Source organism: Wolbachia endosymbiont (group B) of Xylocampa areola (assembly GCF_964028205.1).
Taxonomy (GTDB): domain Bacteria; phylum Pseudomonadota; class Alphaproteobacteria; order Rickettsiales; family Anaplasmataceae; genus Wolbachia.
Genome location: NZ_OZ034771.1, coordinates 1,043,897 through 1,069,048, shown reverse-complemented (window position 1 = coordinate 1,069,048; position 25,152 = coordinate 1,043,897). Strand labels below are relative to the sequence as shown.

The 25,152-nt window shown below is 32.9% G+C and carries 15 protein-coding genes and 5 pseudogenes; 13 read left to right on the top strand and 7 right to left on the bottom strand.

What is annotated here, in order from left to right:
- Positions 1-337: 337 nt before the first annotated feature.
- Positions 338-1,199 (top strand): IS630 family transposase gene (locus ABWU35_RS05175; protein ID WP_265028085.1). Its coding sequence is split into 2 segments (ribosomal slippage): positions 338-663 and positions 662-1,199, totalling 864 coding nucleotides; the frame shifts between segments, so codons are not numbered across the junction.
- Here ABWU35_RS05175 and ABWU35_RS05170 read toward each other — a convergent pair.
- Positions 1,169-4,000, bottom strand: coding sequence for an ankyrin repeat domain-containing protein (locus ABWU35_RS05170; RefSeq protein WP_410541909.1), 2,832 nt, complete (start codon positions 3,998-4,000; stop codon positions 1,169-1,171). The genes ABWU35_RS05175 and ABWU35_RS05170 overlap by 31 nt on opposite strands.
- 496 nt (positions 4,001-4,496) lie before the next feature.
- Between ABWU35_RS05170 and ABWU35_RS06150 the strand changes: the two are divergent.
- The 4 genes and pseudogenes from ABWU35_RS06150 to ABWU35_RS05150 form a co-directional block, all read left to right on the top strand.
- Positions 4,497-4,606, top strand: a pseudogene (locus tag ABWU35_RS06150) (transposase); the annotation flags it as partial.
- Positions 4,607-4,704: 98 nt separating this feature from the next.
- A pseudogene (locus ABWU35_RS05160) lies at positions 4,705-5,397 on the top strand (IS6 family transposase).
- A 278-nt stretch (positions 5,398-5,675) separates the two neighbouring features.
- On the top strand, positions 5,676-6,629 hold the full coding sequence (locus ABWU35_RS05155; RefSeq protein ID WP_012481821.1) for a D-alanine--D-alanine ligase: 954 nt from the start codon (positions 5,676-5,678) through the stop codon (positions 6,627-6,629).
- A complete protein-coding gene (locus ABWU35_RS05150; protein ID WP_007302888.1) occupies positions 6,610-7,368 on the top strand; it encodes a cell division protein FtsQ/DivIB in 759 nt (252 codons plus the stop codon). Before ABWU35_RS05155 ends, ABWU35_RS05150 begins: the two co-directional genes overlap by 20 nt.
- Positions 7,369-7,542: 174 nt before the next feature.
- On the opposite strand, the pseudogene ABWU35_RS05145 reads toward ABWU35_RS05150, so the two are convergent.
- A pseudogene (locus tag ABWU35_RS05145) lies at positions 7,543-8,235 on the bottom strand (IS6 family transposase).
- Positions 8,236-8,515: 280 nt separating this feature from the next.
- Here ABWU35_RS05145 and ABWU35_RS05140 point away from each other — a divergent pair.
- The gene (locus ABWU35_RS05140) at positions 8,516-8,782 is read left to right on the top strand and encodes a hypothetical protein (RefSeq protein ID WP_007302779.1); all 267 of its coding nucleotides are present in this window, start codon (positions 8,516-8,518) and stop codon (positions 8,780-8,782) included.
- A gap of 29 nt (positions 8,783-8,811) precedes the next feature.
- Here ABWU35_RS05140 and ABWU35_RS05135 read toward each other — a convergent pair whose 3' ends face one another.
- Positions 8,812-9,189 (bottom strand): ferredoxin family protein, encoded by a 378-nt coding sequence (locus tag ABWU35_RS05135; protein WP_007302780.1) that lies wholly within the window; start codon positions 9,187-9,189, stop codon positions 8,812-8,814.
- A gap of 61 nt (positions 9,190-9,250) precedes the next feature.
- On the opposite strand from ABWU35_RS05135, the gene dprA reads away from it, so the two are divergent.
- Positions 9,251-10,336 (top strand): DNA-processing protein DprA, encoded by a 1,086-nt coding sequence (gene dprA, locus ABWU35_RS05130; protein ID WP_007302781.1) that lies wholly within the window; start codon positions 9,251-9,253, stop codon positions 10,334-10,336.
- A gap of 265 nt (positions 10,337-10,601) precedes the next feature.
- The gene (locus ABWU35_RS05125; protein ID WP_019078789.1) at positions 10,602-10,742 is read left to right on the top strand and encodes a hypothetical protein; all 141 of its coding nucleotides are present in this window, start codon (positions 10,602-10,604) and stop codon (positions 10,740-10,742) included.
- Between the two features lie 108 nt (positions 10,743-10,850).
- Here ABWU35_RS05125 and ABWU35_RS05120 read toward each other — a convergent pair.
- Positions 10,851-11,543: pseudogene (locus ABWU35_RS05120) on the bottom strand (IS6 family transposase).
- 841 nt (positions 11,544-12,384) lie between these two features.
- On the opposite strand from ABWU35_RS05120, the pseudogene ABWU35_RS05115 reads away from it, so the two are divergent.
- A pseudogene (locus ABWU35_RS05115) lies at positions 12,385-13,077 on the top strand (IS6 family transposase).
- A 245-nt stretch (positions 13,078-13,322) separates the two neighbouring features.
- On the opposite strand, the gene prfB reads toward ABWU35_RS05115, so the two are convergent.
- Positions 13,323-14,424 (bottom strand): peptide chain release factor 2 gene (prfB, locus tag ABWU35_RS05110; RefSeq protein WP_231834412.1). Its coding sequence is split into 2 segments (ribosomal slippage): positions 13,323-14,357 and positions 14,359-14,424, totalling 1,101 coding nucleotides; the frame shifts between segments, so codons are not numbered across the junction.
- A gap of 155 nt (positions 14,425-14,579) precedes the next feature.
- Between prfB and mgtE the strand changes: the two genes are divergently transcribed.
- From mgtE to ABWU35_RS05090, 4 genes are all read left to right on the top strand, one after another.
- Positions 14,580-15,950 carry a magnesium transporter gene (mgtE, locus tag ABWU35_RS05105; RefSeq protein ID WP_007302783.1) on the top strand — a complete coding sequence of 457 codons (1,371 nt, stop codon included), beginning with the start codon at positions 14,580-14,582 and terminating at the stop codon, positions 15,948-15,950.
- A gap of 503 nt (positions 15,951-16,453) precedes the next feature.
- A complete protein-coding gene (locus ABWU35_RS05100) occupies positions 16,454-19,981 on the top strand; it encodes an ankyrin repeat domain-containing protein (RefSeq protein WP_264685425.1) in 3,528 nt (1,175 codons plus the stop codon).
- A gap of 253 nt (positions 19,982-20,234) precedes the next feature.
- Positions 20,235-21,251: an ankyrin repeat domain-containing protein gene (locus ABWU35_RS05095; protein ID WP_264685453.1), complete on the top strand. Its 1,017-nt coding sequence runs from the start codon at positions 20,235-20,237 to the stop codon at positions 21,249-21,251.
- A 476-nt stretch (positions 21,252-21,727) separates the two neighbouring features.
- Positions 21,728-23,422 carry an ankyrin repeat domain-containing protein gene (locus ABWU35_RS05090; protein ID WP_096097158.1) on the top strand — a complete coding sequence of 565 codons (1,695 nt, stop codon included), beginning with the start codon at positions 21,728-21,730 and terminating at the stop codon, positions 23,420-23,422.
- 486 nt (positions 23,423-23,908) lie between these two features.
- On the opposite strand, the gene ubiA is transcribed toward ABWU35_RS05090, so the two are convergent.
- The gene (gene ubiA, locus ABWU35_RS05085) at positions 23,909-24,796 is read right to left on the bottom strand and encodes a 4-hydroxybenzoate octaprenyltransferase (protein WP_007302787.1); all 888 of its coding nucleotides are present in this window, start codon (positions 24,794-24,796) and stop codon (positions 23,909-23,911) included.
- Between the two features lie 3 nt (positions 24,797-24,799).
- Positions 24,800-25,150 (bottom strand): ribosome-binding factor A, encoded by a 351-nt coding sequence (locus tag ABWU35_RS05080; protein ID WP_006015187.1) that lies wholly within the window; start codon positions 25,148-25,150, stop codon positions 24,800-24,802.
- Positions 25,151-25,152: the final 2 nt, after the last annotated feature.

The window sequence follows — 25,152 nt, the reverse complement described above, 5'->3', positions numbered from 1 at the left end:
TAATTTCTTCGGAAGAATCTATAAATTATTTACAATTCTTTAATCTCAATTATGGAAAGATTAGTAAACTTAACACTCCAACTAAATTGGATAAACTGATTACAAAAAATAAGATTTTCAATAAGTTGCTTGTATAATCGACCTTTCATAGGTAACAAAGCCAACTCTCCTGCTATATCTCCTTACCCCTTAAGTTATAATTTTACACTGTTATTTGATTTACTACAGCTTCAGCATTGCTATTCTCAAGTGAGTTTAAAGGGTTATTACAATAGTATAGCTCTTCTCATAATAATCCAAACAAGTTAAGATATGGATTTATGGTAGTGGGGTTTGTATGCCAGCAGCGTATAGTTACGACTTAAGGAAAAAAGCAATGGAAGCATTGGATGAAGGAGAAAGTAGAGCAAATGTTGCCGAGAGATTTAAAATTGGAAAAACAACTCTATATGAGTGGCAGAAAAGACGTAAGGAAACGGGAGATTTTCAGTCAAAAAAGCCTGGAAGCGTAGGATATAACCATAAAATTACTGACTGGAATGTTTTTACCAAATTTGCAAAAAACCATGGTGGCAAAACTCAGTCAGAGATGGCTAAACTCTGGGGCAATATCAGTAGACAAACGATTCACCGTGCACTTAAAAATATTGGATTTACAAGAAAAAAAGACCTACGGATATAAAGAAAGAAATGAAGAGAAGCGAGCTCACTTTTCAAAGGTTATAGCAACAAAACGTCATGAAAATCTTGTATATATTGACGAATCTGGAATAGATAATACAGAAGACTACCCATACGGATACTGCAGAAAAGGAGAGAGGTTTCATTCACTAAAATCAGGTAAAAAAGCTCAGCGGGTCAGTATGATTGCAGCTCTAAATAAAGAGAAAATCATTGCTCCATTGACCTTTGAAGGATATTGCAATAAGGATGTTTTCGAGGCTTGGTTTGAGCAGTTTTTAACTCCAATTTTAAGGTCTGGCCAAACTGTAATTCTTGATAACGCTACTTTTCATAAATCTAAAAAAATAGATAATCTTGCTAAAGGAGTTGGTGCTGAAATTCTTTATCTTCCTCCATATTCTCCAGACTTTAACAAAATTGAGCATCAGTGGTTTGCTATAAAGAACAGAGCTAGAAAAAATATCCCTATTTTTAAGTCTTTCCGTCAAGCTGTTGATTCTGCTTTTTTATTCTGACTATTATGAGAAGAGCTATATATGACTGCAGCAGCAATTAGACAACAAATTCCAACTGCTATTCCTACCGCTAACATTCCTGAGTAAACTGCAATAGCTATTCCTGAAATAATTCCAGATATTGCTACTAGTGAAGAAGCAGCTATAACAGATTTCTTACTTTTCACACTGAGTACTTCAGGTAAAACTTCTAGTTGAGAAGCTTGTTCATCATTTTGCAACTTCTTAGAAGGGTTCTCTTTTACATGCTGTTCAACTTGAAAGATTGCTTTCGGACTTCCAAGACAAAAATCACCAGCACCATGTTTCAACAGCAAATTTTCAACATCGTTGTTTTTCTTATGGCGTGCGTAGTTTAAAGCTGTACCATGAACAGGAAAAATAGTGAGATTGAGATCAATCTTACTTTTGTGCTCTGATAAAATCTCTTGAAAAAACTTGAACCAATCATTATCACTACAAGCTTTTTCAACAAGATAACGAAGGAGTAGTACATCGTCTGCGTGTCCAAGATCGTGCTGCTTTATTTCACATTTATTAAGATCTTTAACTTTCCTTATTAGCTCTTTTGCTTTTTCAAATCTTTGATATATCAAGTGCCGAGATAACCTGGAATCTAAAACCTCATTGAATGATCGCATAAGTTGATCATTACCTTTGTGAATAGCAGTTTCCATCAAGTTGAGATTATGGTCAATGTTTGAATATTTTAAAAGCAACCATTCTATGATTTCGATATCTCTAGATTTCAAGGTTTTATTGTTAAAGAAGCTCTCTAGTATTCTGGTTCTATACTCAGCAGAACCAGCACCTTCCACTATGATTTTTATTGTTTCATTAGTATATGCATCGTACCAGCTGGTATTACTGATTGCTTCCTCGACTTCAGGAATTATACTACTTGTTGTCGCTCCAAAATTACAAAGCAACCTTGCTAGTTCATGCTTGTTATGCTGCAAAAGAGAATAAATTGGCGGTTGATTAGCAGAACCACCAACTTTATTAACATTAACCTTATATTTCAACAGTAATTCCATGACATTTTTGCTTTTCTGATTACATGCATAATGTAAAGCTGTGCCACAAGAATCAATATCGATGTTGAGATCAATCTTGCTATTTTGCTCTGATAAAACCTCTTCGAAAAATTTGAACCAATCACTATTTTCACAAGCATTTTCAACAAGATGGCCTAAAAATATGGAGTCAGTGTTGAAATATGTACTAGGGTCCTTGACTTTTTTTACTAATTCTTTTACTGCTATAAGATCTTTATTTTTAAAAGCTTTAGATAACCTGGATTTTTCATCCTGATCGAACAATGCTTTCAATTCTTCATTTTTAAGGCAGTAGGAATATGCACTCATTTTTCCAAGATAAGGATCAGCTCCCCTGTTTAAAAGTAATCTTACAAGTTCAACCTCTTCTGAATTTGTGCATCTTATTGTAGCAAAAAAGATTGCTGTTCTGTCATTAACAACCTTATTAACATCAGCCCTATTATCTAAGAGTAACTCTGCAACATCTTTTTTCTTCAATTTGCACGCATATTGTAAAGCTGTACCTTTACATCTTTTAGTACTGACATCAAGGTTAATCTCAATCGTTTTATCAGATAAAACTTCTTTAAAAAACTTGAAGCATTCATTATCTTTACAAGCCATTTCAACAAGGAAACCGAAGTTTTCAGGATCCCTAGTGAAACACGTATTGGAGTTCTTAATATCTTTAATTAGACTTCTTGCTGCTTCAAGATTCTTACTATAAAAGGCTTTATATAACTCTGCATCGAAGACATTAGCTCCCTTATTGACAAATAGTGCTACAATTTCCTTATTGATTGGATCTTTATTTGTAAAAAGGTGCTTTAATATTTGAGTATTTTGTTCAGGAGAAGTATGTTGCAATAGAGCTTCCATCGTATTCATGTTATAGAGATGGCTATTAGCAATAATTTTTTGCTCAATTTTACCACTCACATTAATCTTTGCTCCATGTTGAAAAAGCAAGCTTGCTAGTTTGTGATTATTGTGTTTTAGTGCGTAATAAATAGGTGCTCTTTCTTTGTTAAAATTAGTTTTATTAACATCAGCACCATTTTTTAACAGCAACTCTACAATCTTTATGTTGTTTAAACGACATGCATATTGTAAAACCGTGCCATCAAAAACGGAAGCTTCAAGGTTGAGTTTATAAGATAAAATCTCTTCAAAAAATTTGAACCAATCTTCATTACTACAAGCATTTTCAATAAGATAAGGTAACATTGATGAAAGTACATTTAACTTCTTTTCCAGATTATTTAATCTCTCTATTAAACCCTTCGCTTTTTGTAAATCTTTGTAGTAAATGGCATCAAATAACTCAGATTCAATATCTTGAGCTTTCTTTTTATTCGTTTTCGGTGCTTGATAACTCTTCTTTGTTTCCTCTTTTTTGTCACACCCATTCCTTTTTTCTGGATCAGAAGATGCTGAACCACTCTTTCTTACCCCTTTTGCTCTATCATACTCTTTTCTTTCATTCTGATTAGATAACGTTTCGTTTGCAATAGCAGCCTTAAGGAACGGTTCAATTTTCTTTTCAAGCTTATTCAATAATTCTTTTTCTGATTCTAAAAGTTCTATACCTTCTCTTAAAGTTTGTTTCAAAGTTCTGTATTTCTCTTGTTCATCAGATTTGAAAGCCTTATCAGGATGGTATTCATTTGCTATCTTACGATATGCCTTCTTTATTTCAAGTTCCGTAGCGCTATTATCAACTCCTAGAGCTTCGTAGTAGTCAAAATCTTGATATTTCATTTTAAAACTCCATCACATTAAATTATATAAACTATAAAGTAATAATATGTTTTATTATAAAAAGCTTATTAACTCCTTGTATGAGCACATTACAAAGCTATTACCTTACGTATGGTTATTAAGATCTATTTTTGATCTCCTAAAAAGTCATGCCACTTAATTATTACATTTTTAATAGATAAAGTCAAGATTTACTTATTTTTTATATTTTACAGAAAGTTACTAACAATTAATTTAATTTCCTTCAGCTTCAGAAATATACTATAAATTAGCACCATAAAAATCTTGAATGTTTACTTTTTCAAAAACATAAAAACATCGTATATTTGCGAGAATAAGTGCGTAAAAATAGGGTTATAAAAATAGAATTTTGAAATCTCTGCAACAAAATTAGGCAAAACAGTTCGTATATAGATATTGATTAAATGGGCTAATATAGGTGATTTTAGTATATAGTAAAATTACTATAAAGAAAAGTTCGCACGGATCTAGCGGTAGCGGCATGGGGTACAGAGATATAGCGTCGCATGTTGAAGAAATTTATGATCACACAAAATATCGGCAGCAGAGATATCAAGTATCACTGACAAATTGCTACCTTCAGTATGGCCTTTTTTGGTTCTGTCGCATCTATAAATCCTGGTATGTAACATTTGTAGGAAAGTAGAAAAGAAGTGATATGATCATCTAAAAAAAAAGCAAAGATGTTTCGTATTAGTTCAAAATTATTGCCATATTTCAAAGGATTTAGCTTTTCAGCAGAGATAATAATGTTATCTGTATATATGAAATGTAGATTCTCTTTGAGCTATCGAGATTTGGAAGAAATGCTGAGTATAAGGGGAGCAAAAATTGATCATGCTACGTTACAAAGGTGGGTTATCACCACTGATAGATGAAGCGGTAAGGAAAAGGAAGAAGCAGGTTGGCAGTAGCTGGAGAATGGACGAGACCTACGTTAAATTAAACGGCAAATGGGTTTATCTATACAGAGCACTATTGGTAATACTGTAGACTTTCTGTTGTGTGCTCGTAGAGACAAGTCTGCGGCACTTGCGTTCTTTCGTAAAGCCTTTAGAGAGAATAACCTTCCTGAGAAAGTAGTAATTGATAAAAGCGGCAGTAATACTGCTGCTCTTGATGATTTGAATACAGAAATTTCTGAAGATTGTAGAATCATGGTTTTTCAAATAAAATATCTAAATAATATTGTCGAACAAGATCATAGATTTATCAAAAAACGAATAAAGCCAATGCTTGGTTTTAAGAGCTTCCACTCCGCAAAGATTACCATTACCGGCATAGAAAATATTCGTATGATTCAAAAAAGACAAATTATCGGGGCTAATGATAATGTTTCTACTTTTGAGAATTTTGCTATGCTAATTGCTCTATAACTCCCATAATCCCAGTTTAACGATCTTCTTGTACCACAATTTATAGATGCGACAGAACCAGTGGAAATCAAGTGGATTACAAAATTAAATTTTTAAAGAATATTACTGAAAAAGATCTTCCAGTTTTACTTGCAATCTGGTGTCTGATCATAAAGGAACCAGTTTGCATGACACCATCTGCAAGTTTCAATATCTGTACAGCTGTGGAATTTTTCAAAGCGTTTTTTCTATTGAAGATAAAAGTATCTTTTATATATGATATATAGCAAAATATTAGGGTGCTTATGGTTCCAAATATAGCAATTTTAAGTGGTGGATTTTCTTGCGAAAGAGAAATATCGCTTATGAGCGGAAAAGCAGTAAAGAAGGCGCTTGATAGCCTTTCATATAATGCAATAGAAATAGATGTTGATAGCAACATTGCTCAAAAGCTTAAAAAAACTAATCCCGCTCTTGCTTTTATTGCCCTACATGGACCTTATGGTGAAGATGGCTGTATTCAAGGTTTACTGGAGATTTTAGGTATAAAATATACACACTCAGAAGTTATGGCTTCGGCTGTTGCTATGAATAAAGTGATGTCAAAGCATATATTCCATTCTCTTAATATCGACACTCCAAGAGGCTATGTAATTAGTCGAGAAGATGTGCTAAAAAATAATATTAAAGTTGATTATCCGTACGTCTTAAAACCGATTAACGAAGGCTCAAGCATTGGAGTACACATGATTTTCTCACATGAGGATTACTTAGAGCTGAAAAATAATAGTTCTACTATAATGGAAAAGATGATCATAGAAGAATACATACCGGGTATAGAGTTACATACTGCTGTATTACTGAATGAAGCAATTGGCACTATGGAAATACGACCGAAAAATAAATTCTATGATTATGAAGCAAAGTATACAGATGGATTTGCAGAACATATATTTCCTGCTGAAATTCCTAACAACATATATAGAATAACCTTGGAACACGCGTTAAAAGTTCATCAATTTTTAGGATGTAAAACTGTTTCCCGCTCAGACTTCCGTTATAATCCCCAAAATAACACTTTAAAAATGCTTGAGGTTAATACACATCCTGGCTTTACTGAATTGTCGTTAGTACCAGAAATTGCAAAATTGACAAGAGGAATTGATTTTAATGAATTAGTCAAAATTATTGTCGAAGACAGTTTACACCACAGGAATATTAGAGATCAAGCCGATGTTGAACAATGTTACTAGAAGCCAAAGAAGTTTTTTGCGCAAGTGCGCTCTTGTTATTATCACTGCACTTTTTCTCACATTAGTACTTTATAGTTCACTTGATAAAATAACAAATCGATTCAATTACTACTTTACTTGGTGTAACAATCGCTTATCGAGCTTATTACTTAGCAATGGATTTTTAATCGACAAAGTAACCGTTACTGGAAACAAATTTACAAATGAAAAGGACATTCTAAGTTTAGTAGATAGAACGCAACCTATCATGTATGTATCACTCTCAAAACTAACAGATAATATACAATCTGTAAGCAAATGGATAAAATATGTAAAAATTTATAGAATTTTACCTAATACCTTACACATTGATGTAGATGAACATACACCTTTCGCTCTTTGGAAAGATGATAACAGAACTTCAGTAATTGATTCTGAAGGTAAAGTGATCGTAAATGACTACCCGATAGATAACCTCGTTGTAATTAAAGGACAAAATTCGTTATCAAATCTAAAATTCATTAAAGATATACTAGAGAGAAAAACTCAATTAAGTGATCATATTTCTTCTTGTATTTATGTAGGAAATAGAAGATGGAATATCATACTCGATGACAGTTCCACAGTAAAATTGCCTGAAGATAATCCTTATAGCGCATGGGATTATTTAAGCCACTTGCAAAATACAACCGACTTTACTTTTAGCAATTGGAGCATAATTGATATGCGTGTTGCTGATAAGATCTTTGTGAAGAAGTGATCTGCTCGGTGCTCCTTTTCATTTCATGCAAGTAGCCCTTTCTCTGTCATCCGAGTAGCTTAAAACTGGAATCCAGATTGCAAGTAATTGATTAGGTTGGGTGAGTATGGGTTTTGGTTCTGTCGCATCTATAAATTGTGGTACAAGAAGATCGTTAAACTGGGATTATGGGAGTTATAGAGCAATTAGCATAGCAAAATTCTCAAAAGTAGAAACATTATCATTAGCCCCGATAATTTGTCTTTTTTGAATCATACGAATATTTTCTATGCCGGTAATGGTAATCTTTGCGGAGTGGAAGCTCTTAAAACCAAGCATTGGCTTTATTCGTTTTTTGATAAATCTATGATCTTGTTCGACAATATTATTTAGATATTTTATTTGAAAAACCATGATTCTACAATCTTCAGAAATTTCTGTATTCAAATCATCAAGAGCAGCAGTATTACTGCCGCTTTTATCAATTACTACTTTCTCAGGAAGGTTATTCTCTCTAAAGGCTTTACGAAAGAACGCAAGTGCCGCAGACTTGTCTCTACGAGCACACAACAGAAAGTCTACAGTATTACCAATAGTGCTCTGTATAGATAAACCCATTTGCCGTTTAATTTAACGTAGGTCTCGTCCATTCTCCAGCTACTGCCAACCTGCTTCTTCCTTTTCCTTACCGCTTCATCTATCAGTGGTGATAACCCACCTTTGTAACGTAGCATGATCAATTTTTGCTCCCCTTATACTCAGCATTTCTTCCAAATCTCAATAGCTCAAAGAGAATCTACATTTCATATATACAGATAACATTATTATCTCTGCTGAAAAGCTAAATCCTTTGAAATATGGCAATAATTTTGAACTAATACGAAACATCTTTGCTTTTTTTTTAGATGATCATATCACTTCTTTTCTACTTTCCTACAAATGTTACATACCAGGATTTATAGATGCGACAGAACCGGTTTTTTTACTGAAAGATACATTAGCGTTTGCCGTAAGTTTTACCAAAGTTCATGAGTAATTGTACAATATTTTCCTGAAATTTTCAATAAAGTAAACTTATCTGGAAAGTAATTATGCTGATATAAATATTACAATTTTATTAACACATAAATGCTACCGTGGCGTTAGTTTTTTAATTTAGGAGTATATTATGGTTATACCTACACAAAACTCGAATTCATTAACGTTTCAGGCACGTAACCTATCTCATATTTGCCACAAAAACTGTGAAGAGGCGTTCAATGAAACAGACAAACCTCTATGCAAGGCTAGATGTGACGTTTTCTTTCCAGTGCCTGAACCTCGTTCACAAATTAGTGAGAAATTAATAGATATTGCAAACAATCTCCGTTTTGAGAGTGCACAATTATCGTCTATGGCAGATGAAATAGACGCTTACAATTCAATGTCTATTTAATCAAAAAAATGTAAGTCTATTTTTGTACTCTATGACCCTAAATTTTCATCAAAATAAGCTGTCTTATCCTTTTTTTCTTTATACTCTTCTGCTGTATCTAGGGATTGCTTTTTAGCTGTAATGTTTGGCCATTTTTGCGAATATTCTACGTTTATATTGTAAAATGATTTAAAGATTTTTTGTTCATTATTCAGTAAGCCTTCATCTAGCTCTAGAATATCTTTTATGGAATCATCAGTTACAATTGCATCTACTGGACATTCAGGTATACACACTCCACAATCAATACACTCATCTGGGTTAATCACGAGCATATTTTTACCTTCATAAAAGCAGTCAACTGGACATACTTCCACACAGTCTGTATATTTACATTTTATGCATTTATCTGTAACAAAATGCGTCATAAAACACTGTATATTTACATTATCTTGGGTACACTAAATTGATAAGAAATTCAAGCCTTTTATGAAGATAAATAAATTAAATAACGAAGAATTAGAAATATGGCTAAGCTTGGCTAGAACTGTGGGACCAGTAAAGTTCTTTAGTATACTTAGAGCATGTGGGTCGCTATATGAAGTGCTTAAATATCTTAATAAGTTGACTAACAAGGATTATGGAATTCAAAATGCACGAGAAGAAATTAAGAATGCAGAAAAAATTGGAGCTAAAATAACACCAGCATGTGATCCAGATTACCCTGACATTTTAAGGAATATCTCTGGTTTTCCTCCTGTAATAACTACACTTGGTGATGTATCATTATTAAGTCGTGAGATAATTGCAATAATCGGTGGACGTAATTCTTCAATGAATGGAAGAAATTTTGCCAATAAGTTGGCACTCGATTTAAGCCAAGCTGGTTTCATCATAATTTCTGGGCTTGCAAGAGGGATTGATACTGCAGCAAACAGTGTAATATACAAAAATTACCCCACTATTGCTGTTACAGCAAGCGGAATTGACGTAGTATACCCAAGAGAAAATTTTGATCTATACAAAAAAATTACTGAAAATGGCGGATTAGTAATGACTGAGCTTCCATTTGCTACTAAACCAAAACCTCAGTATTTTCCTCAAAGGAATCGAATTATATCTGGTCTATCGCTGGGTGTTGTAGTGATTGAAGCATCGAAACGTTCTGGCTCTCTAATAACAGCAGATTTTGCTTTAAATCAAGGGAGAGAGGTATTTGCAGTTTCTGGTTTCCCTCTAGATTCACGCTGTAGTGGTAGTAATTATTTAATTAAAAACGGTGCTAAGCTTATCGAATCCGCTGATGACATAATAGAGAGTATTAGGTTTAGTTTACCTCCGCAGCAAAAAAACCTATTTAATGTTGAGCACTATGCTGTTAACCAAAAACAAGAAAAATTGCAACAGGCAAAATATGTTATAGTTGATCATATTAACTCTGTACCTGTTGATATAGATGAACTTATATTAGCAAGCGGACTTTCTGCCAACATAGCTCTAATGGCTCTTTTAGAACTAGAGTTGGAAAACAAAATAGAGCGTTCTCCGGGGAATAAAATATCATTAATTTTCTAGATTGCTTTAGTTATAAGTCCACAACCGTACAAACATTATGGTTTGAGTCCACCAAGAAAGATGTCATTCCAGCGTGTGACGCTGGCTTTCCGTAATCTCACTAAAAACGTTGTATTTTTACATAACTTTTATACTTACTAACTTAATATATAATCAGAATTCCTAGATTCCAGACTCATGCATCAATAGACCTGCTGCAAAAGGTAATGATAAAATGATGGGAGAGAGGTAGAAGAGGAATAAGCAGATAGAGTAAGGTAAAAAAATGAGCTTTAGTTACTACAATATAAAGAAACACCCAAGAAATTTTCGTAATATAACAGGCTTAACTGTAGAAGAATTTGAAAAGTTGATAGAAAAAGTGGGGAACGTTCAAAAAAGTGTGTCAAGCCGAAAAGAAAAGTAATAAATTGATATAAAAAATGAAGGTTTGAAATGAGTCAAGCAAATAGAACGGTTCTGTCGCATCTATAAATTGTGGTACAAGAAGATCGTTAAACTGGGATTATGGGAGTTATAGAGCAATTAGCATAGCAAAATTCTCAAAAGTAGAAACATTATCATTAGCCCCGATAATTTGTCTTTTTTGAATCATACGAATATTTTCTATGCCGGTAATGGTAATCTTTGCGGAGTGGAAGCTCTTAAAACCAAGCATTGGCTTTATTCGTTTTTTGATAAATCTATGATCTTGTTCGACAATATTATTTAGATATTTTATTTGAAAAACCATGATTCTACAATCTTCAGAAATTTCTGTATTCAAATCATCAAGAGCAGCAGTATTACTGCCGCTTTTATCAATTACTACTTTCTCAGGAAGGTTATTCTCTCTAAAGGCTTTACGAAAGAACGCAAGTGCCGCAGACTTGTCTCTACGAGCACACAACAGAAAGTCTACAGTATTACCAATAGTGCTCTGTATAGATAAACCCATTTGCCGTTTAATTTAACGTAGGTCTCGTCCATTCTCCAGCTACTGCCAACCTGCTTCTTCCTTTTCCTTACCGCTTCATCTATCAGTGGTGATAACCCACCTTTGTAACGTAGCATGATCAATTTTTGCTCCCCTTATACTCAGCATTTCTTCCAAATCTCGATAGCTCAAAGAGAATCTACATTTCATATATACAGATAACATTATTATCTCTGCTGAAAAGCTAAATCCTTTGAAATATGGCAATAATTTTGAACTAATACGAAACATCTTTGCTTTTTTTTTAGATGATCATATCACTTCTTTTCTACTTTCCTACAAATGTTACATACCAGGATTTATAGATGCGACAGAACCATTATCCATGGTGCTTTAACTTTTCCTTCATTCAGTGCTCCAATCATGCTTACCTCTTTCTTTTAAACCCTGGGCAAATAACCTCTTGACTCTTTGAGACTACCCATATTCATAAAATTCATTGTCCTCTATTCCAGACTCATCTATGTATATCAAGTTTTCTTTCTTCTACTTTTTTTATGAACTCTTTGCGTTTCTCTTTCTCGATAAAGAAAAGTTTTTTTATATGTATAGTTTACTTTGCTAAGGTAGTTATATACTGTGCTTCTACACATATTACAAAATTCTTCAATTATCTTTTCAATTCTAATATCCATCCAGAAATTTGATAAATCTATCCATATCTTTAATCTTATGGCCATATCCTTTGTGATAGCCTGAAGATGGTTTCTGTTTCTTCTTTCCTTTTCCTCCACAAATATATTGTTTTTATGCTCACTTTGAATATTTGACTGATTTTTTTATCGTCATTGTTTTTTTATCGACTACTTTGAAAACACGTTCTTTCAGATCCTCACTATATGGACTTGGCATCTTCTTCTTTCTCATTACTTATTATACCATTATAACCAATTTTGCCATATAGCTAAACCTTTCTTGGGTTAGCTATAGATGATAAAATATTTGATTCTAGTTCTTTATAGTCTACTAATCCGGTAGTTCTATTGGTTCTGTTGCATCTATAAATCCTGGTATGTAACATTTGTAGGAAAGTAGAAAAGAAGTGATATGATCATCTAAAAAAAAAGCAAAGATGTTTCGTATTAGTTCAAAATTATTGCCATATTTCAAAGGATTTAGCTTTTCAGCAGAGATAATAATGTTATCTGTATATATGAAATGTAGATTCTCTTTGAGCTATCGAGATTTGGAAGAAATGCTGAGTATAAGGGGAGCAAAAATTGATCATGCTACGTTACAAAGGTGGGTTATCACCACTGATAGATGAAGCGGTAAGGAAAAGGAAGAAGCAGGTTGGCAGTAGCTGGAGAATGGACGAGACCTACGTTAAATTAAACGGCAAATGGGTTTATCTATACAGAGCACTATTGGTAATACTGTAGACTTTCTGTTGTGTGCTCGTAGAGACAAGTCTGCGGCACTTGCGTTCTTTCGTAAAGCCTTTAGAGAGAATAACCTTCCTGAGAAAGTAGTAATTGATAAAAGCGGCAGTAATACTGCTGCTCTTGATGATTTGAATACAGAAATTTCTGAAGATTGTAGAATCATGGTTTTTCAAATAAAATATCTAAATAATATTGTCGAACAAGATCATAGATTTATCAAAAAACGAATAAAGCCAATGCTTGGTTTTAAGAGCTTCCACTCCGCAAAGATTACCATTACCGGCATAGAAAATATTCGTATGATTCAAAAAAGACAAATTATCGGGGCTAATGATAATGTTTCTACTTTTGAGAATTTTGCTATGCTAATTGCTCTATAACTCCCATAATCCCAGTTTAACGATCTTCTTGTACCACAATTTATAGATGCGACAGAACCGCTACAACTTAATGTACGAAGATTTCTCTTCATATTACATTTTTGTGCCCATAAGAAACGAGTTGCCATTTTCATCAGCTACTTGGATAATAGATATATTCACAAAATTGTTCCATTTTTCTCAATAGATTTTGGTTTTCTTTTCCCCTTATTAGCAGAGCATAAAACTTAGCTTTTTAATAAATCTCATTTTAACTCCAATACACTAACTATGAAACAATCTATATTGCCATCAAAAACGGAATTTATATTGCCAACTTCATGTCCAGTCCTTAAATCCTTTACCATTTGATATGGATGCATAACATACGATCTGATCTGACTGCCCCAACCTATATCGCATTTCTTGCCATATTCTTCGGCCATTTTCTGTTCTTTTTTTTCCAATTCAATTTGATATAAACGTCCTTTAAGTAGTTTAAGTGCTTCATCTTTATTTTTATGTTGAGAACGACCATTTTGGCATTGAGCTACAACGCCTGTTGGAATATGCGTAATACGTACCGCGCTTTCAGTCTTATTGACATGCTGACCACCTGCTCCAGAAGCACGGTAAGTGTCGATCTTTAAATCCTTTTCATCCACAACAATATCTATTGAATCTTCAATCACTGGAGTTACTCCTACACTTGCAAAACTGGTATGACGTTTACCATTTGCATCAAATGGTGATATTCTAACCAATCTATGAACTCCACTTTCGCTTTTTGCCCACCCGTAAGCTTTTTCTCCGATGATCTTTATTGTTGTAGATTTTATACCAACTGCATCACCATCTAATTTTTCTACAACTTCAACTTTAAAATTGTGATAAATTTCTGCCCATCTTGTATACATGCGCATGAGCATCTCAGTCCAATCATTGCTCTCTGTTCCACCGGCTCCTGAGTGGATTTCTAAAAAGCAGTTATTGTTATCTGCTTCACCAGTAAATAAGGATTCTGTCTCTTTAAGTTTGATTAATTTCTCTAGCTTTACTAACTCACCTTTAACTTCAGAAAAAAATTCTTCATCATTCTCATCAATAGCAGATCTCATCAAGCTGATAGAATCGTTGTAATCGCTTTCTAGCTTTGAAAACGATTCTATTTCATGCTTAATTTTAGAGCGTTCTTTTAAAATCTCTTGTGCTTTTTGATTATCTTGCCACAGATTATCATTCGACGCTTGAGAATCCAGCTCTTCAAGACGCAACTTCAATTTTTCTATGTCAAAGACACCTCCTGATAAGAGAAATACTTTTATTTAAGCCTTGAAAGTATTCAAGGATTTCTGGATGGGTTTTCATTATACTTTAGACTTTAATATATTTATTATCACTAACAATAACAGCAAACAAAATAGAAATTTAACCATATAATAGTTAATTCAAAATAATTTTATTATACTTGAATGTTCAATAAAATCAAGTGTGTATATTTATTAAAAAAATAAGGTAAAGTAATGAATATTAAAACAAGTTCTCATTATGGTTTAGACAAAAAGGCTATTGATGATTTAATAGAGTCTCTCGATAATCAAGAATTAGAGAATGTTCGTAATATTGTAAAAACGATAGATAGCGTTCAGTTAGCTTATTTTTTATCTACTTCGATCAATGATCACAGGGAGAAATTAGTTAATATCCTCGATCAACATTTGTTAAGTGATGCCTTAGTACATGTAGTACCAGATTTACAAGTAGAGATCATAGAAATATTGGGAATAGAAAATACAGCAAAGTTACTAATGCTTCTTGATATAGAAGACATAGTAGCTATAGTGAAAGATTTAGATAGAAAGTCTATAGAAAATATACTTAACTACTTACCCAATGCAACTCAAAAATTAGTAGAGGAATTGTTATCATACCCAGAAGAAAGTGCAGGAAGGTTGATACATAAAAATATGGTTATAGCTCCATATTATTGGACGATAAATCAGCTAATGGAATTCTTGCGCAACTATAAAAAAATACCAGAAACATTTTATCAAATTTTCATCATTAACTCAAAATTAGAACCCATAGGCATTTTCAACTTAAATAAGGTAATATCTCACTCAGGAGAAACAATAATAAAAGAGATAATGAGTCAAGATATAAAAATAATTAAAACTGGAATGGACCAAGAAGAAGTAGCAAGAATATTTAAAGATTACTCTCTATTATCAGCTCCAGTAGTAAATAAGAATGGTAAAATTATAGGTGTAATCCTTATTGAAGATGTAATCAAAATTGTTCAACAAGAAGCAGAAGAGGATGTGCTTAAAATAAGCGGTGTATCTTCTAAATCTGATATAAATGCCCCTATACATAAAACTATAATTAAAAGACTACCTTGGTTACTGTTTAACCTCTTAGCTGCAACAATATGTTCTATAGTAGTTGGCTTTTTCGATAACGTAATACAAAGTTTTATAGTACTGCCAATAATTATGCCAATCATTGCATCGATGAGCGGAAATGCAGGATCCCAAACAGTAACACTAACTATCCGGGCAATCGCAACAAAATATCTAACTGAGCAAAATGCAAAAAGAATACTGATGAAAGAATTTTTAATAGGTCTTATAAATGGAGTGATTTTATCTACAATTTCGCTCGTAGTATTAGCAATAAGGTTCCATAGTTTAAAAGTAGAGATCATTTTCGTAGTTTCCATGATTGCAATGTCGATCATTGCAACATTTATCGGCACTTTTATTCCTATAATGCTTCATCGTTTAAGATCCGATCCTGCTGTTTCGTCTTCAATCTTAACATCAGCAACAACTGATATTCTCTCAGCTCTTATATTTTTTGGTCTAGCCACGATCTTTTTATTAAATAGCTGAATCTTGCTATATAAAAATTGCTTTACAAGCTTTAACTGCCACGTTATCATTACTCACAGGTGCATTGAAGAAGAAAAATAACAGTCGATAAAGAAGTAAAAGTACATGAAACTGAGCTGCTTTAGTTTTAAAATAAAAACTAAAATAAGATGCTAAAGTATGCAAAAAAATTCTTGCTTTGCTAGATCTTTTTAGCTACAATGCAGTCTAACGTAATGAAAACATGAGGTGTGAGTTAGATGCATTGTATTATGTATATCACTCAGAAAGCAATTCTCGATTTTTTAAGAATATATCTAATTTAGTCAGAAGTCAAAAGAAAAGCACACTGTTACTCAGCAATTAAAGTTACCTAGGATTACCGTAAGGTTTCTACAGTAAATTTGTAGAGCAGTTTAGTACAGCTGTATAAGAATCAAATGAATTAGATATTAAAACCAATCTTCAGAAAAGAGATTTACGGTAAAATAATCAAGTATGAATATTAAAATATAGGGGGTTTTATGTTAGGTAAAGGAAATAAAGGAGAACAAGTAGCAGATGATCGAATTGATTATGTAGATGATGAGTCAACAATAGGAGCAAAAGGAGGTCTTGATCATGAAGATAGATTATCTAGTGGAGAACTTCAGTGTGGACCAAGTCAAGAGAGTCTTGGAGTAACAAGATCTTCATCTATAAGCAGCGGTAGTGTATGGTATAGCGCATCGAATGATACAGCCAATGTTATAAGTCTTACAGATAATGAAGTAGTGGAAAAAGCAACTTTTTTTGTTAAGACTTTTGTTAAAGAATTCGAGGAAAAATTATCTAAATATTTTGAGGAGGCAGAACCAGATTCAAATATACAAAAAATAAGTAAAGTTTCAGCCAGCTTTAATTCTATTTTGAATAATACTATTCCAGCAAGTCCACTAAAATTATTTAGTGTTAAAGTTAATGAGAGTATCAATTATTGTGTTATAGGAAAACAGCATAAGAAAAGAGCGAAAAATATTTTTACAATAATTATACCTTGCTACAAAGCTGAAATGAGAGAGATTTTAGTAAAAGCTGGCTTAGAAATTTTTCACAGGTTTGAGGAACCATTCATAAAGGTTGTAGATATCAATCCCTCTTTTTATCATAGGAGAGTTAAGAAGTTAGCAATAGATGCTGTACATAGAACAATGAATTACCTTTTAACTTCTGAGGAACAAGACTTTTCTGTTGATCTTATAACACAAGGTGTTGTTCTAGATAAGTCAAAAAAGAAAGGATATTTTACGCGTCCTGGATATGAAATAAAAGATGAGCAAGGTGGTGAAAGTTTAGTAACCTCAGAATTGTATGAATGGGTAGGAATAAAGAAAAAAGAAGAAGATGAAACTGTTAATTATTATCAATATAATTCTGAGGAACATAATCTAGAGGAATATAGATGTGCTGAAAAATACGGCTATCGGCTTCCCTTTGAATGGGAGTTAAGAAAGTGGGAAGAGGTAAAACAAAAGTATGTATCCATTAAAGCACCCATAGAAGGATATGTGTATATTTTAAATGATGAAAAAAAAGAAGAATTAGCTCGTTTTATATTAAAGGAGATTAATGGACAAGATCCTGTGAAAAGGAAAGATATAGAAGATGTAAAAGAACATCTTAGAAAACAAGATGAAGATAGGCGTCAATTTTCCTATAGTTTTGGCAAGACACCAGAAAATTTCATTGAAAGAAAAGAGGTGGTAAAAAATTTGAACCTAAGGTTACACAGTAGTAGTCAAGAAGTAAAAATGTCACGAGTAGTCTTAATTAGTGGGAAGTCTGGAATAGGGAAAAGCGAACTTGCTAGAGGCTATGGGTTTAGTGAAAGGCGTAAGGGTACTTGGGCAAGGATTATGTGGATAGATGCCTCGTCATATAACAAGCTTTCAAATTCATTTCATGGGTTGGCTGAAAGGTTAGGGATTTCTAGAAAAAGTGAGCAAAGGAGAGAGAGAAACATTAAATCTATTGTCGAGGATGTATATGAGTATCTTCAAGACACAAAAAGTTTGTTTGTTTTCGATGATGCTAGTAGTTATAAGGAGATTGAAAATTTTTTGCCATCAAGCTTTCCTGTTTTTTCTAATAGAGAAAAACCTTACGTTTTAATTACTTCTCCTAACAAGAATTGGAAAGAAGAAATAGAAGATATAGAAGAAATAAAGTTGGGTAATTTAAAAAAAGAAGAAGCCGAGGAATTTACTCGAAAAGCCTTAGGGGAAGATGAATCACAAGGTAAATCTATATCAGAGTTAATAGAAGAGTTTAATTGTTTTCCATTAGATTTGAAAGCAGCAACATCATGCATTAAACAAAAAGGTCTTAGTATTAGAGAATATCTGGAGGAATATAGAGTAGCTCAGCAATCAAAAACTGATTTTTTGGAGACACAAGTTGTTAATAAAAAATCTTTTAAAGCTTTGAAGGTTAACATTGATAAAATAAAAGAAGAAAAAAATGTTGGACAGCAAGCATATGTTATTTTAGTATTCATGGCTTACCTGGACCCTAATCAAATTAATACAAAAGAAATTTTTTTCAAGAGGGAATCAAAAGAAAATCAACAAAGGGTTTTGAATGCACTTGATCTACTTAATCAGTTCTCATTGATTGGATTAGAGAAAGGGATAGCAAAAATTCATCAAGAAGTACAAAAAATTATAAGGTTAGAGCAAAGAAAAGAAAAAAGAGAAGAAGAATTTTTAAGAAAAATAATGACATCATTGATGAATAATAACTGTAAAAATGTAAGCCATATCATATCCATTTGGAATTATGCAAGTGAATATAAAAAGTTAGTTAATGAATTTATTGAATCTGATTATTATGGAATGAATATCTTACATTTTCTGGCCATAGATGATAATGAAGAAGTTATTAAGCTTATATTCGAGAATGTAGATCTAAGTAAATTAAGTAAAATTGTTAATATCGGTGATAAAGATGGATCTACTCCTTTAGAATATGCTGTTATATATGGTCATTTAGCGTTAGTTAAATACTTTATAGGAAAAGGGGCTAATTTTAAGGTAAGTGATGACCCGAGCCTTACCCTTTTAGACTGTGCTGCTCTCCATAATCGACTAGAAATAGTTAGGTATTTTATTGATAACGAACATTTTCAGTTTGATAGTACTGTTTTATACTATGCTATTGAAAATAATTGCTTAGAGGTCGTTAGATACTTTATAGAGGAAGAAGAGATTTGTATAAATTTACAAGATGGAGAAGGTAAAGGTTATTTGCACTATGCTGTTGAACATAATTCCTTGGAGATTTTTGAGTACCTTCTAGCGTACGGGGCTACAGTAGATTTACAGGATGAGGATGGTATGACTCCTTTGCATTTTGCTGCTATGTATGGTTACCTAGGAATTGTTCGCTACCTCGTAGAGCATGGGGCTGATATAAATTTACAGGATAAGAATGGTATGACTCCTTTGCATTTTGCTGCTATGTATGGTTACCTAGGAATTGTTCGCTACCTCGTAGAGCATGGGGCTGATATAAATTTACAGAATGAAGATCATACGACTCCTTTGCACTTTGCTGATATATATGGTCACTCAAGCACTGTTCGCTACCTTGTAATGAATAACGTTAATACGAATCTAGAGGATATTAGTAATAATATTTCTCAGAACTACGATGTTAAGTTTCATTGCTACGACAGCGCTAGGTCCCTTTTTTCTTTAGAACAAGGAGCTAATGTGAAACTTGAACTCAACGATGATTTGTACCATTATACTAACAATTATTACCCAAGTAGTATTTGTTGCTATCAACCTCAATCTACTGTGTACTCAGCTCCATACTTAAAAACACAATCACATAAAAGAAACCTAGAGACATTTGATGAACATACACTACCTAAAAAAAGAAAATTAAAAAATATAAGTGAAGCATTGCAATTTGAAGATAAAAGCATAGTTAACTTAACTCATAGGTCACCTATATCTTCATTTAACAGCGTCTCTGTACAACCTGCAAACAAGGACTTAAGACTATAATTTTACAGTAAGCTATTTAATTTTATGAGGGGAATTTCAAAAAAACAGAGAAATAAAGTAATAAATTGATATAAATTCGCGTAGAACAAGTGGTAGACCATACGATTCCAAAGAAAACACTTCTCACAGCCCTTGATTTTGGCTGCTGAAAGTAGATATATCGTTTAAATTCTTAACAAAAAGATATACTAAATTAGTAATAATTTATTTAGGAATAGTAAAGAAAAGTCAAGCAAACTTTTAGAGATAATTTATGCCACAACTAGAAGAAACGAAATCAACAGAACTTTTGGATGCTGTTAGAACACTAAATATGAAGGAAATTGTGAGATTGATAGAAGCTGGAGCAGATATTAATGCAAAAGATAAGAATGAACGAACTCCTTTGCATACTGCTGCTGAATATTCCTCTACAAAGGCAGTAAAAGTTCTAATAGAAGCTGGAGCAGATATTAATGCAAAAGATAAGAATGAACGAACTCCTTTGCATATAGCTGCTGTAAAGGGTTATACAGAGATAGTAAAAGTTCTAATAGACTTAGGAGCAGATATTAATGCAAAAGATAAGAATAAAAAAACTCCTTTGCATCGGGCTACTGAAATAGGCTTTACAGATATTTGTGAGGTTATACTAAATCACATAGCAAGACTAGAAGTTGCTGGCTTATATGTAAGTGAGGAAAATTTACAAAAGAAAAATGAATTTATAACCACTTCAACCGAGAGGTATAACAATTATTTACAGCATCTTAAAAATTGTGAAGAAGAAGTTAAAAAGATTAAAGAAAGAAATAAGTCACTATATGACTTTTTGAGGAAAAATGACGTTAATAAAATGGCTGGCATATGGGAGCAAAATGAAAACGTACGTAATGAATTTGATAATGAAGAGAATTTAAAAAAGCTATATCCAGAATATGCACATATTTTAATTAATAAGGCTGATGAAGTAAAAAAAGAAATTTTCCTGCACAATAATAAACCATTGGTGGATTTTCTATCAACACATTATAGATATGATTTTCAAAAGGCGAAATTCTTTGGCATGGAGAGATTTTTTGAGGTGCACAAAAATGACTTTAAAGAAGAAAGAGTAGGAGTCCGAAATAATACACTATTTTACTTTGTAGACTTTAATGTTGAAAAGAGGTACGCTCCTAAACTAAAATTACAGGCGTTTGTAGAGACAATTGGAAACGAGGGTGTAAACAGCAATCTTCATCACCCAAACACTGAACAAACTCAAGGAGCTAGTCAGTCTCTTAATTAAAGAGGGATACATGGAAACCTGCTGCAAAAACAAAAAGAGGTGTTTCTCACTTGTATAAAGTATTTTTAAACGTGATTTTTTAATATCATAATTACTATGAAAACTGGGGCTTTCCTTTTGCAGCAGTTCTTGAGTTCCAGCAACAGACCAATCCATCCCAAAACGAACTCTTCTCTCACTAGCCGGTTTTAGTTGTTGGGAATGGTTGTTTTATTTAAATTTTTAGTAATATATACTATTAAGTCAGTATTAATTCGTTAAGAACTTTCATTAAAGATTATCAAAAAAACTTCTAAATAGGGATTGACAAGTTTTAGAGATGGAGTATTTTATGAAAAGTATATTGAGCTATTAATTTTTTATGTACAATAAATATGATAGTGAAAATATTTTTCTTTATATTATGAGGTAGCTGTTTTATTCAGAAAAAGATTTTTTTCTTACTTTGAAATTGAGTTGTTTTTATGGAGGGTTAAATGATTAATGAATTATTTGCTACTGTACGTAGTGGAGATGCCAATCAAGTTGCGGATCTTATCAATAAAGGGGCTGATGTTAATGCCAGGGGCAATAATGGCAATACCCCTCTGCACTTAGCTGCTCTTGCAGATGAATTACAGGTAGCAGAAAAGCTTATAGAGGGAGGGGCTGATGTTAATGCTAAGAACAATCACGATGCTACTCCTCTGCACTGGGCTGCTCTTAACCAGCGCTGCAGTATAGTAGAAAAGCTTATAGAGAAAGGGGCTAATGTTAATGAGCAGAATAAATACAATAATACCCCTCTGCACTATGCTGCAGGTTATGGTAGCTTAAGTGTAATAGAAAAGCTTATAGAGGAAGGGGCTGATGTTAATGCTAAGAACAATAATGGCAGTACTCCTTTGCACTTGGCTACTAAAAATGATCACTTAGATGTATTAGAAAAGCTCATAGAGAAAGGAGCTAATATTAATGAAAGAAACAAATATGGTAATACCCCTTTACACTGGGCTGCAAGTTATGGTAGGTTAGATGTAGTAAAAGAGCTTATAAACAAAGGAGCTGATATTGATGCTAAGAACAATAATGGCAATACTCCTTTGCATTGGGCTGTTAAAAGCAGTCATTTAGAAGTAGCTAAATTTCTTATAAGTAAACATGCTGACGTTAACGCTAAAAATAAAGATAGTTGGACATCTTTGCACTTTGCAGCTGCTTATGGTAATTTAAATATAGTTAAGCTCATTCTTGATAAAAGTGATTATGTTGATGCTAGAGGAGCTTTAGCCATGGCAAATACGCTTAATGAAGAAAACAGCTTAGAAATACGAAACCTTCTAGAGGAAAGAATAAGGAAAAATGAAGAAACTACACAACATTTTATAAGACATAGGCGTCATCGATACTCACAAGAGGAAGGCAGTTCTCTATCAATAGGTGTCCATAATCGCCGTAGTATTGTAAAAGAAGATGAAAATTCATTGCAAAATGATAAAATAGGAGTTACAAGCGGAGCAAGCAAGCCATCTTCATGGATCAATATTTTTGCTTACACTACAGTAGATACTGTTAAAGGTGTTTTTCAGTTTATTTCTTCTCCTTTTAAGGCAGCTATAAGTATGGAACCTTCTAAAGCTATTACAGTTCAAGGTATTGATAACAACGGTGTACTTCTTTTATTAGATGTATTTATAAGGAAAATCACAGGTCAGAAGTATATTTCCACAGTAGTTCAGTCTATATCACCATTAGAAGCACAGGGCTATGCATTAAATATTATAGAGGAATTTGAGAAAGTAGTAGAACAAGCTGCATTAAAAAGTGGGGTATCAATGCATCGGTTAAATATTGATTGTGTAGAAATGCAGAAAGAGGTTACTGCAAAAATCACGGGTGGTAAGTTTAATGAGATTTCAGGATTTTTAAACTCATATGTAGAGCAAGCATGCCACGATAGAGAAACAGGTAAGTTAAGTCCAAAGAAGTTTAACAAATTTATGGTTGTATTTAATAAGGAACTAGATTTAATAGTAAATCAATCAATAGAGCAGATATTACACAATAGAGATAGTACATTAGAAGTTGAAGAACAGCAAATAAACTTAGAGCCTCAAAGTTATTTAAGTAATACTTCTGTTCAAGGTCATTTAATTCAGGATAGAGGTTTAATAAATCAAGGTAAGGCTTAATTCCTTAGCTTTTTGATTTCATCTAGTAAAAGGTTGGTAATTTGATCTTATAACATCAATGGGCACACTAGCCTTTGTTTTGTATGCATTCAACCAATGTGTGACTATTACGCCACCTAAAAAAATAATCATACACTGTCTTCCATAGAGGAAAATCTTTTGCTCTACTGGCAAATACCTTTCATTATGTATTGTATAACATTAATAATTGTTCTTATTTTGTGCTTTCTTGGCCACACCTTGTGCAACTCTTGGCTCAAGAAATTTCCATTCTTTGTCACTTACATCACCTGGTATATATTTTTTACTGATCCTATCATATTATCTTCCTGATTTCCTTTCAAGATATGTTCTAAAAAGTAGAATCCGTTCAGCAGGGTGACAAAATAAGATAGAAAAGACAGCCATAGAAATAAATGGTGTCATCCCCTGTCATCCCAGTACTTGACACTGGAATGACACCATTTTTGCTTCGATATTTACACATTAGCCATGCATCTGAACGGATACAAAAGTAGAATTTAGAATTCTATCTAAAAGGATACCGAAAAAGAGCAGGAGTCCTATCTGGGAATTATTTTTAAATATGGACATGCATTGATTAGAATCGTCTGGATTGAAATTTTTGTGTTGGTGGTGAAATATGAATCCTATGGCAAGTAAAGCAATATAAAAGATGTTATTTAATGATGATAGTATACCAGCGTACAACCATGCCATTAAGGATATTAAATAAAATCTTTTCAACCAAGATTTTGTTGTATTGCCAAAATATAATGCAGTAGATTTCATTCCTAATTTCTCATCATCTTTTTTATCTTGATGAGCGTATATAGTATCATAACTAAGCGTCCAAAAGACGCATCCTATATAAAATAGCAAGGATTCTATGCTAATCTGGTTTGTTATTGCTGCTGAACCCATGAGTGATCCCATGTTGAAAGTAAACCCTAAAAACAATTGTGGCCACCAAACGTAACGCTTTAGCAAGGGGTAGATAACTATCATGCACATTGAAATTATTCCAAGTATAAGAGTAGTTTTATTGGTTAATAATAAGATTACCAGGGCAATAGACAGTAACAGTGAAAGTAAAGCCAAAGCCTGCTTTATGTTTAATGCACCACTTGCAAGTGGCCTATATTTTGTTCGTTCAACGTGCGCATCTATTTCTCTATCGAAGATATCATTGATTATGCACCCTGCGGGTCTCATTAAAAATGCACCTATAGTAAACAAAACAAGGAGAAAAAGAGCCTGATACGATAGAGAAGTTGAGGCTAAAAGAATGCCGCTTAAGCTAGAAAATAGCACAAGCCACAAACCTGTTAAACTGTGTATTCTCATTAATGAGAAATAATGGTTGAAATACATTAATTAAGTGTGATTATGTAATATTTTGCTTACATTGACAAAATTATCGAATGCTAAATCAGGCTTAAAAACTAACTCAGGTATAAATCGCAAATCAACATAACACAATATAGATTTACGTATTGACCATGCAGATTGGTTCATTTCATTAACAACAGTGCTGATATCATCATTATCATTTTGGATGTTTAATGAAGATAACACAATATATACATCTGCTTTCTTCAAATCTTTGCTTAGCTTTACATCAGATACTACTACTTTTTCATTAAGAACATTACCTTCCATTAAGACTTTTGATATTGCCCTATGTAATACCGATGCTACTTTTAGGTTTCTAATTTCCTTTTTCATAT